We start from the raw sequence: 13,795 nt of genomic DNA, 5'->3' as shown, positions 1-13,795 counted from the left end.
GATGGCGCACTTCGAGAGTAACGTCCTGTGGAACCCGGCGTGGTCGGCCCTCGACGGCTGGGCGGAACGCCCTCCGGACGCGATCGAGCACTTTCACCGATCGATCCCGGGATTCGCCGAGTCCGCGCTGGTGCCGGCGCCGGCGATCGCCGACCAGGTCGGCGTCGCGCACGTGCTCGTCAAGCACGAGGTCGAGCGCCTCGGCCTGCCGTCGTTCAAGGTCGTCGGTGCGAGCTGGGCCGTCAGCGTGGCGATCGCCGGCCACATCGGCCGCGTGCCCTTCCCGACGTTCGACGCGCTCGCCGAGGCGGCCGGCGCCCTGCGCGCCTCGATCGTCCTGTCGACCGCCACGGACGGCAACCACGGCCGCGCCGTCGCGTACCTGGCGCGCCGGCTGGGCCTGAACAGCCGGATCTTCGTGCCCGCGGACATGGCCGAGGCACGCGTCGATGCGATCCGCGGTGAGGGCGCCGAGGTCGAGGTGGTCGCCGGATCGTACGACGACGCCGTTCGCCGGTCGGCCGAGAGCGCGGAGCGGGACCGGCCCGACGGTCGGCACGAGCTGCTCGTCTCGGACACGTCGTGGCCCGGGTACACCCGGATCCCCGAGGCCGTGGCCGCCGGCTACTCGACGATCTTCGCCGAGACCCGGCGCCAGCTCGCCGCGGCGCTCGGCTCGGACGCGTCGATCGACCTGGCGCTCGTCCCGGTGGGCGTGGGCGCGTTCGCCTCGGCCGCGGTCCGCAGCCTCGCGAGCGGGTCGTGCAGCGTCGTCACCGCCGAGCCGGCGGCGGCCGACTGCCTATGGCAGTCCCTGGCGGCCCGGGAACGGGTGACGGTGCCGGGACCGCACGAGTCCACGATGGCGGGGCTCAACTGCGGCGAGGTCTCGCTGGTGGCATGGCCGGCGCTGCAGCGGGGCGTCCGTGCCGCCACCCGGGTCTCCGACCTCGAGGTGGCCGCGGCCGTCCGCGACCTCGCCGCGCTCGGCGTCGCGACCAGCGAGAGCGGCGCGGCCGGCCTGGCCGGTCTCCGGCGGCTGCGGCTCGACTCGCGGGCGGGTTCGCTGCTGCGGCCCAGATCCACGCTCGTCCTCTTCGACACCGAGGGGGTCACCAATCCGGCCGGATACGATGCGGTCCTGGCCGGATCGTCGACGGCGCGGGGTCGTACCGAAGAAGGGTCGGGTCATGTCGCGGGTCGATGAGCTCATCGCGTACCTCTCCGAAGCCGTTCCCCGCGAAGCGAGATCGCGGGGGATTCCGGGGGTCGCCGTAGGGTTGTGTGATGCCGACGGCGTCCTGTGGGCCGAGGGATTCGGCAGCGGCATCGGCGTCCGCACCATGTTCAGCGTCCAGTCGACGTCGAAGCTGGTCACCGCGACCGGCGTGCTGCTGGCCGTGCAGGAGGGCCTGGTCGACCTCGACCAGCCGATCCTGCGCCACCTGCCGGACTTCACCGTACACAGCGACTTCGAGGAGCGGCCCGAACGCCGGATCACCCTGCGCCACCTGCTGACCCACACCGCCGGCTTCACCCACGAGGCGCCGGTCGGGTCCAACTACGAGGTCGGCGACGCCACGTTCGAGGAGCACCTCGCCAGCATCCCCGAGACCTGGCTGCGGTTCCCCGTCGGCCACCACCACGAGTACTCCAACCTCGGGATCGACCTCGCCGGCCAGGTGGTGGCTACTGCAGCGGGGGAGACGTTCGCCGAGTTCATGCGCGGGCGGCTGTTCGAGCCGCTCGGTCTCACCCGGTCGACGTTCGACTTCGGCGCCTTCGACGGCGACGAGGACCGGGCGCTCGGGCACTCCCGCACGTTCGCCCGCGCGGGTCGCGACGTGCCCCGGCGAGTGCCGATGGTGCCGTCGGGCGGTCTCTACACCAGCGTGGCGGATGTACTGCGCTACCTGCGATTCCAGTTGCGCGAGGGCGACGGCGTCCTACGGCCCGAGTTGGCCCGGCAACACCTGGACTTCCCGAGGCTGACCGAGGAGCAGACCCAGGGGTACGGGCTGGGGCTCTACGTCGACCGCTGGGCGCCCGGGGTCCGGGTGCTGCACCACGGCGGGGCCGGCTTCGGCTTCCTCTGCCAGGTGTTCTGGCTGCCGGACCTCGGCATCGGCGGTGCGGTGCTCACCAACTCCGTGGACCACGACCTGCAGAACGAGCTGGCGGCCGACATCGTTCGGCGGCTCGCGGACGGCCACGGCTCGCGGGCCACCCCACCCCCGGCGGCGGCTTCGCCTTACCCGCAGGACGCGGCCGGCCGGTACGTCGGGCGCCTTGGCGACATCCGGGACATCGTCGCCCGCGACGGCGAACTTCACGGCGTCGACGGCCGGTCCGTGTTCCTGCGCGACGCGGCCGGGCACGTCCGTTACCAGCTCGACGCCGCCACCGGCGATGTGCGGTACCGGACCGCCGTGCCCGAGCTCGGCCCGTCGACGCTCGAACCCGGCCTGGCCGGCGACTACGAATCCCGGGTCGGGGAGGTGCCGATGGCGCCGTACCGCCTGCGGCAGGACGGGGACCACGCCGTGATCGACCTGCCCAGTGGGGGCTCCCTCGACGCCCCGATCACCCTGCAGCTTACCGCCGCCGGCCCGGGACGCTACCTGTCCGCGACCGGCGAGGTGCTGACGGTCGGCGACGCCGGCCCGGCGTACGCCAACATCCCCCTGACCCGGACCGAGGACTGAGGTGACCCTGATGGGTAAGGTATCCGCGCTAGAAGGCATCGAGATGCGGCGGCTCCGGCTGCCCCTGGTGTCGCCGTTCCGCACCTCCTTCGGCACCCAGACGACCAAAGACGTGCTGATCCTCCGCGCCGTCACCGCCGACGCAGAGGGCTGGGGCGAGTGTGTCGCCGCGCAGCACCCGCTGTACGCCTCGGAGTACGTCGGCGCGGCGATGATCACGCTGCGCGACTTCCTCGTGCCCGCGCTGCGCGACCTGCCCGCCATCGACGTCAACCTCGTCAGCGCCGCGCTGGATCGCTTCCGCGGGCACCGGATGAGCAAAGCGGCGCTCGAGATGGCGGTCTGGGACGCCGAGCTACGGGGTCTGGGGATGCCGCTGAGCCGCGCGCTCGGCGCCGTCCACACGTCGGTGCCGTCGGGCGTCTCGGTCGGCATCATGGACACCCTCGACGAGCTGGTCACCGCGGTCGGCGCCTACCTGGCCGACGGATACCGGCGGATCAAACTCAAGATCGAGCCAGGCTGGGACGTCGCGGCGGTGCGCGCGATCCGGGACGCGTTCGGCGACATCCCGTTGCAGGTCGACGCGAACGCGGCGTACACGCTCGCCGACGTCGACCAACTCCGGAAACTGGACGATTTCGACCTGCTGCTCATCGAGCAGCCGATGGCCGAGGAGAACGTGCTGGGCCACGCCGAGCTGGCCCGCCACCTGCGAACCCCCATCTGCCTGGACGAGTCGATCACCTCCGCCCGGGCCGCGGCCGACGCGATCAGACTGGGCGCGTGCCGTGTCGTCAACATCAAGGCCGGCCGGGTGGGCGGCTACCTCGAGGCCCGGCGCGTGCACGACCTCTGCCAAGCCCACGACGTCCCGGTCTGGTGCGGCGGCATGGTCGAGACCGGCCTGGGCCGCGCCGCGAACGCCGCCCTGGCCGCCCTGCCCGGCATGCGGCTACCAGGCGACATCTCCGCCTCGTCGCGCTTCTACCACCAGGACATCACCCCACCCCTCGAACTCAGCGACGGCTACATGTCAGTCCCAGAAGGCCCAGGCCTGGGCGTCACCCCCGACCCCGAAGCTCTCGCCGCAGCAACAGTTCACACCGAGTGGCTACCCCTATAGGAGGCCGCTGAAGAATCGGCGTGTCGTCTGTAGTGATTTATACCGAGATGCGATGATTTCTGGGTGCGGGGTGTGGAGCGTGCAGACCGGGAGCTTCTCGACGCCGCCGCACTGGTGGGTCATCTGGTGCCCGAGGGCAGTATGTTCGCGTTTCTGGCCGAGCATCGCGGTGCGCTGTTCCCGGACGAGCAGTTCGCTGATCTGTTTCCGTCCGGGAAGGGCCGTCCATCGATGCCGGCGTCGGTGGCGGCCTCGATCCTGACGTTGCAGACGTTGCTGGACCTGTCGGACGCCGACACCACCGAACGCACGCACCACAGCGACAGCGACCAACGCCGGGAGTGGTACGGCGATTCGGCCTACGGCACCGGTGACCTGCGCGACGCGATCGGCCAGGCTGGCGACACTGCGGTGATCAAACCAAAGCCGTTGCAGAATGCGGTTGAGGGCGGGTTCACCGTCGATGACTTCACCGTTGACGAGCAAGCCGGCACGGTGACCTGCCCCAACGGCAGCACCCGGCCGATCAGCGCCACCCGAGTCGCTACCTTCGCAGCACCGCCGCGCTCAACCTCCGCAACCTCATCAACCGCAACCTCATCAACCGCGGCCTCACCCGCACAGCCGGGACCTGGGCCCTGACCACCGCCTGACGACCCCGGGTCCCGGCCGGCCCAGACACACCCCACCGGCCTACCCACGCATTCGACCGACCACCACGCACCCGGACCACCCACCAACCTCGGGCTGAGCAGACCGATGAAGCGCTGATATTCAGCGGCCTCATAGACAGCGGCGACCGCTACCGCCCATCCCGCAGTGACCCCGAAGCCCCGTAGAGATGGTGCTGCCGCACCAGATCGAGCAGGCCGATAGTGCCGTGGAACAAGATCGGGCCAACCGGCCGTGGCTAAAATCATGGCTGTGGGACACCCGGAGCAGCCGGAAGCATCGGTCGTGGTAGACGGACCGTCGATCACGCTGGCCCGGATCCTGGAGGACGCCGGCCACACCCTGCTCCGCCCGGCGTTCGACGGCCAGGACCTCGACCGGATCGTCGACGGCCTGGTGATCTTCGACCCGGCCGACCAGGTCGCCTGGTCGCGGCGCCCCCTGGTTCTTGCCGTCGGGGTCCAGGCTGGTGAGCAGCTCACCGCCCTCAGGGAGCGGGTGGCACGCCAGGGCGGCGCGCTCATCGTCCACGAGAGCGTCGTCGCCACGCTGACCGGCCCGCGGAGCGTCGCGCCGGTGCTCGCGCTCGGCAACGAGAACTCCTGGATCCAGCTCGCCGCGACCCTCGCGCCGCTGGTGAACGGCTCGTCCGGCCCCGCGCTCGCGGCGCCGCTCGGTGGCGTCCCGACCGGCGACCTGTTCGCCCTGGCGAACGCCATCGCCGAGATCCTCGACGCGCCGGTCACGGTCGAGGACCGGGACTCCCGGGTGCTCGCCTTCTCGATCCGGCAGGAGGAGGCGGACCCGTCGCGCATCGGCGCGATCCTCAACCGCCAGGTCACGCCCTGGGCCACGCAGGATCTCACCGAGCGCGGCATCTTCCGCCAGTTGTACCGCACCCAGGAGCCGCTCTTCGTCGATCCGCCCGAGAGCGGGTACGGCGGTTTCACGATGCCCCGCGTCGTGCTGGGCATCCGGGCCGACGACGAGATCCTGGGCTCAGTGTGGGCCGCGGTCCCCGGTCCGCTCTCGGACGAGCGGATGCAGGCCTTCCGCGAGCTGCAGGGCACGGTCGCCGTGCACCTGCTGAGCCACCGCGCGAACGCCAACGTGGAGCGCCGAATGCGTTCGGACCTTACCGCCCAGGTCCTGGCCGGCGGCCCGGAGGCGGAGGAGGTCGCGGCCCGGCTGGGCCTGCCCCGCCGCCCGATGCTGGTGCTCGCGGTCGCGCTCCCGGACGGCGAGGACGAGCCCGCACGCCTGCGCGGCGACCGCGCGGCCGAGCTGCTGCGCATCGGTGACGCGTTCGACATGCACCTCGGCACCGTCCAGCCGGGCGCCTCCGCCGCGCTGGTCGGCGACATCGTGTACGGGATCGTTCCGCTGCCCCCGGCCGCCGACCCGCACTCGGACCGCGGTCAGCGGATGGCGAAGGACTTCCTCGCCCGGGTAGGGCGGCGGTCCGCCGCGGTGATTGGGGTCAGCGCCGTCGCGCCCGACGCCTACGCCCTCCCGCGGGCCCGGGAGGAGGCCGACCGCGCGCTGCGGCTGGCCCGCGGCGCGCAGCAGGGCGACCGCGTCTGCTCGACGGTCGAGCACGCGTACGAGCTGCTCATGATGGAGATGGCCGACCTGGTGTCGGCGCGGGGGATGGGCCTCAGCGGGCCGCTCGCCCGCCTCGTCGAGCGGGACGAGCGCCACGGGTACCTGGTGCCGACACTGCGCGCGTGGCTGGACCACTTCGGCGACAACATCGCCGCGTCGGCGTCGCTGCACGTCCACCCCAACACGTTCCGCTACCGCCTGAAGCGGGTCGCGGAGGTCTCCGGGATAAGCCTGGACAACCACGACGAGCGGCTGTCGCTGATGCTCCAGTTCCGGCTCTTCATGCGCTCCTGACCGGCAGCCTCGTCGCGCGGCGCTACCCGGCGCCCGCAATTTCGTGCCGCGACACCAGCGCCGCCGCCCCCGGACTTGTGACGATCAGCGGTGTCCGGCATCCAGGCAACCGACGAGAGGACCGGTGTGAACCGCTATCTGACTGTCGACGACATCCGGCGGATCGACGTACCCAAGCAACCGGCGATCAGCCCGGACGGCAGCGCGGTCGCCTACGTCGTCCAGACCGACGACCTCGACGCGGACCGCGTCGAGCAGGCCCTGTGGCTGGTGCCCACCGGCGGCGGGAACCCGCGCCGCCTGACCGACGGCGTCGGCGACTGCGCCCCGGCCTGGTCGCCGGACGGCCGGCTGCTCGCCTTCCTGCGCACCACCGACGGCCGGCCCCAGATCTGGCTGCTCGACGTCGGGACGTCCGAGGCGCGGCAGCTCACCCGCCGGCCCGGCGGGGCGGGCGCCCCGGCGTTCAGCCCGGACGGCTCGCGGCTGCTGTTCACCGCGCCGGCCGATCCCCCGGAGTCCGAGGGCACGTGGGCGTGGGGCGCGCCGGTCGTGAGCCGTCGCCTCGACTACTACGCTGACGGCGCCGGCGTGCTGAGCGCCCCGCGGCAGCACATCCACGTCGCCGACGTCGACACGGGCGGATGCGAGCAGATCACCGCCGGTGAGTGGAGCGCATCCGGGGCGGCCTGGTCGGCGGACGGCACCCGGATCGCCTTCTCCGCCGCCATGTCCGCGGACGCCGACCTCACCCGGCAATCCGCCGCGTACACCATCGACCTCGGCGACCCCGGACGGGTCCCGCGGCCGGCGGGCCCGGAATCCGGCAGCGCCGGGCCGCTCGCCTGGACGGGCGACGGCACCCGGCTGCTGGTCTGCGGCCACCCGGAGGGGCCCGCGCGCTTCACCGGCCTGCTCCTCGTCGATCCGGCGGACGGCACGGCCCGGCACCTCACCGAGCAGATGGACCGGCAGGTCATGTACGGCGCGCCCGGTTATCCCGGCTCGACGCCGCGCGTGGTGCAGGAGCTCGGGACGGTCCTGTTCTGCGTGCGCGAGGGCGGCTACGTCGTGCCGTACACGATGCCCGAGACCGGCGGCACCCCCACCGCGCTGCTCGCAGCGCCCGACCAGAACGTCTCGAGCCTGAGCGTGGCCGGCACACTGGTCGCGTTCCTCGGCAACGGGCCGGACACGTTCGGCGAGATCTACGTCCTGGACCTCACGACCGGCACGTCGACCCAGCTGACCAACCATCGCGAGCGGCTCGGCGGCCGGCGTCTGGCCCCGCGCGCCGAGCGTACGTTCACCATCTCCGATGGGACGGCCGTCACCGGATGGGTCATGCGCGACCCCGACGCCACCGGCCCGCAGCCGCTGCTGCTGGACATCCACGGCGGCCCGCACAACGCCTGGAACGGTGCCGCGGAGGCCGTGCACCTCTACCACCACGAGCTCGTCGCGCGCGGCTGGACCGTACTGCTGCTCAACCCGCGGGGAAGCGACGGCTACGGCGAGGAGTTCGCCCGCGCCGTGAGTGGCCGGTGGGGAACCTCGGACACCGCGGACTTCTTCGAGCCCCTCGAAGAGCTCGTCGCCGAGGGGCTCGTCGACAACAACCGCATCGCGGTGACCGGTTACAGCTATGGCGGCTACATGACCTGCTACCTCACCAGCCGCAGCGACCGGTTCGCCGCGGCCGTCGGCGGGGGCGTCATCAGCGATCTGCGCAGCGCCGCCGGCACGACCGACAACCGGCGCGCCCTGTCGACCAGCGAGTGGGGCGGCGCGTTCTGGGCGGACGCCGAGAACTACGCGGCGATGTCGCCCATCACCCACGTGGCCGACGTACGCACTCCCACGCTGCTCCTGCACGGCGGTGCGGACGTCCGATGCCCGCTCGACCAGGCCAGGCAGTGGCACACGGCGCTGCGCGAGCTCGGCGTGCAGACCGAGATCGTGATCTACCCGGAGGCGTCGCACAACATGCTGTTCAACAGCCCGCCCCGGTTCCGGCGCGACTACAACGCCCGGGTCGTGGACTGGGTGACAAGGTACGCCGGCTGATGCGCGTCTCGGGGATTCTGGCGGTGCCCGGCACCGGCACCTACAGCAACGACGACCAGGCGGCGATCAAGGCCGGGGCGGTACGCGACGGCTACTTCTACGACGGCCCCGCGCTCACCCCAGGCTACCGCGCGATCCGCCAGCCCAGCGAGTCGCTGCAGATTCTGCTCTTCCTCGACGACGACCGCGTGGCCACCGGGGCCGGGGTGTCGGTGCAGTACGCCGGCGGCTCCGGACGCGAGCCCGTCCTGCTGGCGGAGGTGGCCCGCGACCGCTGGCTGCCGGTGCTGCGCGACGTCCTGCTGGACGCGACCGTGGACTCGTTCCGGGAGACCTCCGCCCTGATCGCGCCGCTCGGGCTGCCACGAGCGGTCGCGTACGGGGTCAGCCAGGCCCTGCTCGATGCGGCCGCGAACGCCACCCGGCGCACGATGGCCGAGGTGGTCGCCGCCGAGTACGGCGGCGCCGATCCGATCGGTCCAGTCCCGCTGCTCGCCCAGTCCGGCGAGGACCGGCGGGGCGCGGTCGACCGGATGGTGCTGCGCCGGGTCGAGAGCCTGCCGCACGGGCTGATCAACAACGCCGATCTGCTCGTCGGGCCCGGCGGCCACCTGCTGCTGGACTATGTCGGCTGGGTACGCGACCGGGTGCTGGCGCGGCGCCCGGACGACGACTACCAGCCGGTGATCCACATCGACTGCTACGGCACCCTCGGCGACGTCTTCCCCTCCACGGCCGAGGTGGCCGGCTTCCTCGCCCGGCTGGCCGAGAAGTGCGCGCCGTTCCCGCTGCGCGTTGAGCAGCCGATGCGCGCGGCGTCGCGGGAGGCCCAGATCGACGTCCTCCTGCGCCTGCGCAAACACGAAACCGGCGTCCAGATCGTCGCCGACGAGTGGTGCAACACCCACGAGGACGTGCTGGCCTTCCTCGACGCGCGGGCGGCCGACATGATCCAAATCAAGATGCCCGACGTCGGCAGCCTCGACGACGCCGTGCGGTCCGTTCTCGCCTGCCGGGCCGCGGGCGTCGCGGCGTACCTCGGAGGGTCGTGCACCGAGACCGACCTGTCGGCCCGCATCGCCACCCACGTCGCGATGGGCGCGGGCGCGGACGTGCTGCTGGCCCGGCCCGGCATGGGTGTTGACGAGGCAGTGATGGTGACCAGGAACGAGATGGCACGCACCCACGCGGTCATCGAGCACAGGAGCAGACGTGACGGGACTCAGTGACATCAGGATCATCGCCGTCGAGCAGTACGGCGCCGGCCCGTTCGGATCGTTGCACCTCGCCGAGCTCGGCGCCGACGTGATCAAGATCGAGGACGCGCGTACGGGCGGCGACATCGGGCGGCATGTCCCGCCGTTCGCCGAGGACGACGACAGCCTCTTCTTCCAGAGCTTCAACCGGAACAAGCGCAGCATCTGCCTCGACCTCTCGGTTCCGGCCGGCGTGGCGGTGCTGCACCGCCTCGTCGAGGGCGCCGACGCGCTCATGTACAACCTGCGCGGGGACGTGCCGGACAAGCTCGGCCTCCGGTACGCCGACCTGAGCCACCTCAATCCGCGGCTGGTGGTCTGCTCGCTGTCCGGTTACGGGATGACCGGGCCGCGGCGGGCGGAGCCGGCGTACGACTACGTCGTCCAGGGTCTCGCCGCGTGGATGGACCTGACCGGCGACCCGGCCGGACCGCCGACCAAGAGCGGCCTTTCGCTGGTCGACTACTGCGGCGGAGTCGTCGCGGCGATGTCGTTGCTGGCTGGGATCCACGTCGCCCGGCGCGACGGCGTCGGCGGCGAGTGCGACGTCAGCCTCTTCGACACGGCGATGGCGATGCTCTCCTACCCGGCGACCTGGTTCCTCACCCGGGGGCACGAGACCCGCCGCAAGACCCGGTCGGCGCACCCCTCGGTAGTGCCGTTCGGTGCCTACCCCACCGCGGACGGCTGGTTGATGCTCGCCTGCGTCAAGCCGGTGTTCTTCGAGCGCCTGACCAAGGTGCTGGGCGTCGCCGAGGTCGCCGCCGATCCCCGGTTCGCGACGCTCGCCGGCCGCCAGGCGCACCAGGCCGAGCTGGACGCGGTGCTGGACTCCGCCCTGTCCCGGCACGGCACCGACCACTGGGTCGGCCTGCTGTCGGCGGCGGGCGTGCCGTGCGGCCCGGTCAACGGGCTGCGCGAGGCCTTCGAGGAGCCGCAGGCCGCGCAGCGCGGCCTGGTCGTCGACACCAACCACCCCAGCTTCGGTACGGTACGGCACGTGCGCACGGCGGGACGCGCCTGGTGGGAGAACCCGGTGCCGGACCGCGCGCCGGGCCTCGGCGAGCACCGCGAGCAGATCCTGCGGGAGGAACTCGGCATGAGCGCCGCGGAACTGGCCGATCTTGCACGGGGCGGCGCCTTCGGCGGTGAACGGTGAGCGGCGCTCCCGCCGCCGTGGTGGCGCTCGCCGCCCGGCTGAACGCTTTCACCCAGCTGATCGAGGACGGCATCGCGGCCGAGAAGAACGGCCCGATGGCGGGCTGGACCATCGCGGTCAAGGACAACATCGACGTCGCCGGGACGGTGCGCACCGACGGGCTCCGCGCCCCGCATCCGCCCGCGGCGGTGATCGACGCGGAGGTGGTGCGCCGGCTGCGGGCCGCCGGCGCGCGGATCGTCGCCAAGGCGAACCTCGAGGAGATCAGCTTCGGGGCGACCACGCAGAACGACACGTGGGGCGCCTGCCGCAACCCGTGGGACCCGGACCGGATCCCCGGCGGCTCGAGCGGCGGGTCGGCCGCCGCGGTCGCCGCGGGCCTGGTCCGGCTCGCGATCGGCACGGACACCGGCGGCTCACTGCGCAACCCGGCCGCGTTCTGCGGGGTGACCACGCTGCGCCCGAGCCACGGGCTGGTGCCGACGCTGGGAGTAACGCCGCTGAGCCCCAGCATGGACGTCGTCGGGCCGCTCGCGCGTAGTGCGGCCGAGGCCCGCATCGCCCTGGAGGTCATGGCTGGCACGGGCTCGCGGCCCCTTCCGCCGCGGGACCTGTCCAGCCTGACCGTGGCCGTACCCGAGCAGTACTTCCTCGACGACCTGGAGCCCGCGGTCGCCGCCGGCTTCCGCGACCTGCTCGACCTGCTGGGCGCGCACGGCGCGAAGATCCGGCGGGTGGCCCTGCGCGACGTCGATCGGGTGCACCAGGCGATGGCCGCGCTGCAGAACTCCGAGGCGATCCGCCATCTCCGGCCGTACTGGCACGACGCCCGCGTCAGCGCCGGGATCAAGGGGCGGATCGAGGCGGGCCGCCGGGTCACCACCGAGGAGATCGAGAGCGCGCTCGCGGTGGCCTTCGTTTGGCGGGCCCGGGTCGACGAGGTGCTCGCCGAGGCCGACGTCATCGCCGTGCCGGCCACGCCCTTCGTCGCGCCCGTTGCCGGGGACGGCGATCTCACCCTCGCCAGCCGGCGGATCAACCAGCTCACCGGCTGCTGGTCGGTCACCGGCCTGCCCGTCCTCGGCCTGCCGGTGTCGCCCTCGCCGGCCGGGCTGCCGGTCGGCGCACAGCTGGTCGGCCGGCGCGGCGCCGACCGGGCCCTGCTCGTGGTGGGCGAAGCCGTGCAGGCGGTCAGCGACTGGCATCGCCGCCGCCCGCCCGGCGCGCTACCCGACGACGCCTGGTAGTGCCGCGGCGACGTGCGCCTCCAGCAAGGGCAGAGGCAGCTGCCCCGCGCCGAGCACCACGTCGTGGAACCGGGCCAGGTCGAAGTCGGCACCCTGCCGGCGCTCCGCCTCCCGCCGGATCCGCACGATCTCGAGCCGGCCGACCAAGTAGGCCAGGGCCTGGCCCGGCGTCACGATGTACCGGTCGACCTCCGCGTCGATGTGCCCCGGGCTCAGCGGGGAGTGCTCGGCCAGGAAGCGCTTGGCCCGCTGCCGGCTCCAGCCCTTGGCGTGCAGGCCGGTGTCGATGACCAGGCGGCAGGCCCGCAGCGAGTCGAACGACAGCATGCCCAGCCGGTCCAGCGGGCTGCTGTAGAGGCCCATCTCGTCGGCGAGCCGTTCGGCGTACAGCCCCCAGCCCTCGAGGAAGCCGGTGACCGTGGTGGTGCGGCGGAACTCCGGCAGCTCGGTGAGCTCGGCGGCGAGGCCCATCTGCAGGTGGTGCCCGGGAACGCCCTCGTGGAAGGCGAGGGCCTCAACCTCGTACCGGGCCCAGGCACGCGGATCGGAGACGTTGATGACGAACGTCCCGCCCCGCGAGCCGTCCTTCGGCGCAAGCATGTACTGGCCGAGCGATCCGCTCGTCGCCGCCTCGACCGCGCACGCGGCGCGCGGCAGCCGCCCGAACCAGTCCGGGGCGCGGTCGGTCGCCCGGGCCAGGGCGACCTCCGCGGCGCGTACGAGGCCGGCGACGTCGTCGAAGTGCAGGGCCGGGTCGTCGCGCATCCTGGCCATGACGGCGGGCACGTCCGAGGTGCCGAAGACCTCCCGGCCGAGGGCGGCGTACTCCTCGTCCAGGGCCGCGACCTGGGCGAGCCCGATCTCGTGGATGCGGTCAGGGTGGAGGTCGGTGGTGGTGTGCGAGCGGACCAGGGTGGCGTAGACGCGATCGCCGTCGTCGAGCCAGCACAGCCCGCACCGCTCGTCGGGCCGCGCGGACGGCGCGACCTCCCATGTCAACGCGTTGGCATAGTCGGCCAGCGCGGGGCGCACCACCTCGCCGACCACCGCGCGCAGGTGATCCGTGCGCGCGGCGCGGTCGACGGCCAGCAGCGGGTCGTCCTCGAGCGGGGTGTGCAGCCACTTCCGCACCCTGTCCACGGTGTCCGCCACGGCGAAGGCGACCGGGGTACGGCCGGCCGCGCGGCCCGCAGCGAGACGCTCCAGCCTGTCGCGCAGATTGCGCGCGAAGCCGCGGTACTTCTTCGGCAGGGCGCCGGCCACCTTGGCGGACGGGAGCGCCAGCTTGGCGACCCGGCCAGGGAACTGGGTCACCGGCCCGAAGAGCGGGTCGACGTCGAGCTCGGCGAACCGGTGTTCGAGCACGTCGGCTCTGGTTGCGGCCTGCCAGGCGAGGACCGCGCCGTCGAGCGAGACGGGTGTGCCGTCCGGCGTACGGGCGAGCGCGGCGGCGGCATGTGCCACCTCGCGCAGCTCGCGGAGCTCGGCCGCCTCGGCCGTCGCGCTGACGTCCTCGAAGTGCCCTGCCACCGAGTACTCACCGATCAGGTGCGCCCAGGTGGGCGCCGTGCGGTACCGGAGCTCCTGGTACCGCTTGCCGAGGCTTTCGACGTCCACCAACCCGGACCTCTCCGTCATTTGATCCATGTTTCACCTAGTCGGGT

9 protein-coding genes and 1 pseudogene are annotated in these 13,795 nt (G+C 72.6%); 9 read left to right on the top strand and 1 reads right to left on the bottom strand.

Annotation, left to right across the window (positions count from 1 at the left end; all coding sequences use genetic code 11):
- Window position 1 precedes the first annotated feature (1 nt).
- The 9 genes and pseudogenes from AWQ71_RS39100 to AWQ71_RS39060 all read left to right on the top strand — a co-directional run bounded on the left by AWQ71_RS39100 (window position 2) and on the right by AWQ71_RS39060 (window position 12,131).
- Complete coding sequence (locus AWQ71_RS39100; RefSeq protein WP_067144131.1) at window positions 2-1,207, top strand: pyridoxal-phosphate dependent enzyme; 1,206 nt, start codon at window positions 2-4, stop codon at window positions 1,205-1,207.
- Window positions 1,191-2,705 (top strand): serine hydrolase domain-containing protein, encoded by a 1,515-nt coding sequence (locus AWQ71_RS39095; RefSeq protein ID WP_067144129.1) that lies wholly within the window; start codon window positions 1,191-1,193, stop codon window positions 2,703-2,705. Before AWQ71_RS39100 ends, AWQ71_RS39095 begins: the two co-directional genes overlap by 17 nt.
- A 10-nt stretch (window positions 2,706-2,715) precedes the next feature.
- Window positions 2,716-3,831, top strand: a complete 1,116-nt coding sequence (menC, locus tag AWQ71_RS39090; RefSeq protein ID WP_067144242.1) for an o-succinylbenzoate synthase — start codon at window positions 2,716-2,718, stop codon at window positions 3,829-3,831.
- Between the two features lie 63 nt (window positions 3,832-3,894).
- Window positions 3,895-4,137: pseudogene (locus tag AWQ71_RS44220) on the top strand (IS5/IS1182 family transposase); the annotation flags it as partial.
- Between the two features lie 618 nt (window positions 4,138-4,755).
- Window positions 4,756-6,402 carry a PucR family transcriptional regulator gene (locus AWQ71_RS39080; RefSeq protein ID WP_157570869.1) on the top strand — a complete coding sequence of 549 codons (1,647 nt, stop codon included), beginning with the start codon at window positions 4,756-4,758 and terminating at the stop codon, window positions 6,400-6,402.
- Window positions 6,403-6,528: 126 nt separating this feature from the next.
- Window positions 6,529-8,469 carry a S9 family peptidase gene (locus AWQ71_RS39075; protein ID WP_169806738.1) on the top strand — a complete coding sequence of 647 codons (1,941 nt, stop codon included), beginning with the start codon at window positions 6,529-6,531 and terminating at the stop codon, window positions 8,467-8,469.
- Window positions 8,469-9,698, top strand: a complete 1,230-nt coding sequence (locus AWQ71_RS39070; protein WP_067144121.1) for a methylaspartate ammonia-lyase — start codon at window positions 8,469-8,471, stop codon at window positions 9,696-9,698. Before AWQ71_RS39075 ends, AWQ71_RS39070 begins: the two co-directional genes overlap by 1 nt.
- The gene (locus AWQ71_RS39065) at window positions 9,682-10,884 is read left to right on the top strand and encodes a CaiB/BaiF CoA transferase family protein (RefSeq protein WP_067144119.1); all 1,203 of its coding nucleotides are present in this window, start codon (window positions 9,682-9,684) and stop codon (window positions 10,882-10,884) included. Before AWQ71_RS39070 ends, AWQ71_RS39065 begins: the two co-directional genes overlap by 17 nt.
- Complete coding sequence (locus tag AWQ71_RS39060) at window positions 10,881-12,131, top strand: amidase (RefSeq protein WP_067144117.1); 1,251 nt, start codon at window positions 10,881-10,883, stop codon at window positions 12,129-12,131. Before AWQ71_RS39065 ends, AWQ71_RS39060 begins: the two co-directional genes overlap by 4 nt.
- Here the strand turns inward: AWQ71_RS39060 and AWQ71_RS39055 are convergent.
- Window positions 12,111-13,769, bottom strand: coding sequence for a DUF885 domain-containing protein (locus tag AWQ71_RS39055; RefSeq protein WP_067144115.1), 1,659 nt, complete (start codon window positions 13,767-13,769; stop codon window positions 12,111-12,113). The genes AWQ71_RS39060 and AWQ71_RS39055 overlap by 21 nt on opposite strands.
- Window positions 13,770-13,795: the final 26 nt, after the last annotated feature.

This window comes from Microtetraspora malaysiensis, from assembly GCF_001528665.1.
GTDB lineage: Bacteria > Actinomycetota > Actinomycetes > Streptosporangiales > Streptosporangiaceae > Microtetraspora_A > Microtetraspora_A malaysiensis.
Note: the sequence above shows the minus strand (reverse complement) of the source record. Positions and strands in the feature narration are given on the sequence as shown.

What these genes read in the sequence shown, in the direction of transcription:
- AWQ71_RS39100 (WP_067144131.1), top strand. Translation starts at nt 2, where the DNA reads ATGGCGCACTTCGAGAGTAACGTCCTGTGGAACCCGGCGTGGTCGGCC.
- AWQ71_RS39095 (WP_067144129.1), top strand. Translation starts at nt 1,191, where the DNA reads ATGTCGCGGGTCGATGAGCTCATCGCGTACCTCTCCGAAGCCGTTCCC.
- menC (WP_067144242.1), top strand. Translation starts at nt 2,716, where the DNA reads ATGGGTAAGGTATCCGCGCTAGAAGGCATCGAGATGCGGCGGCTCCGG.
- AWQ71_RS39070 (WP_067144121.1), top strand. Translation starts at nt 8,469, where the DNA reads ATGCGCGTCTCGGGGATTCTGGCGGTGCCCGGCACCGGCACCTACAGC.
- AWQ71_RS39055 (WP_067144115.1), bottom strand. Translation starts at nt 13,769, where the DNA reads ATGACGGAGAGGTCCGGGTTGGTGGACGTCGAAAGCCTCGGCAAGCGG.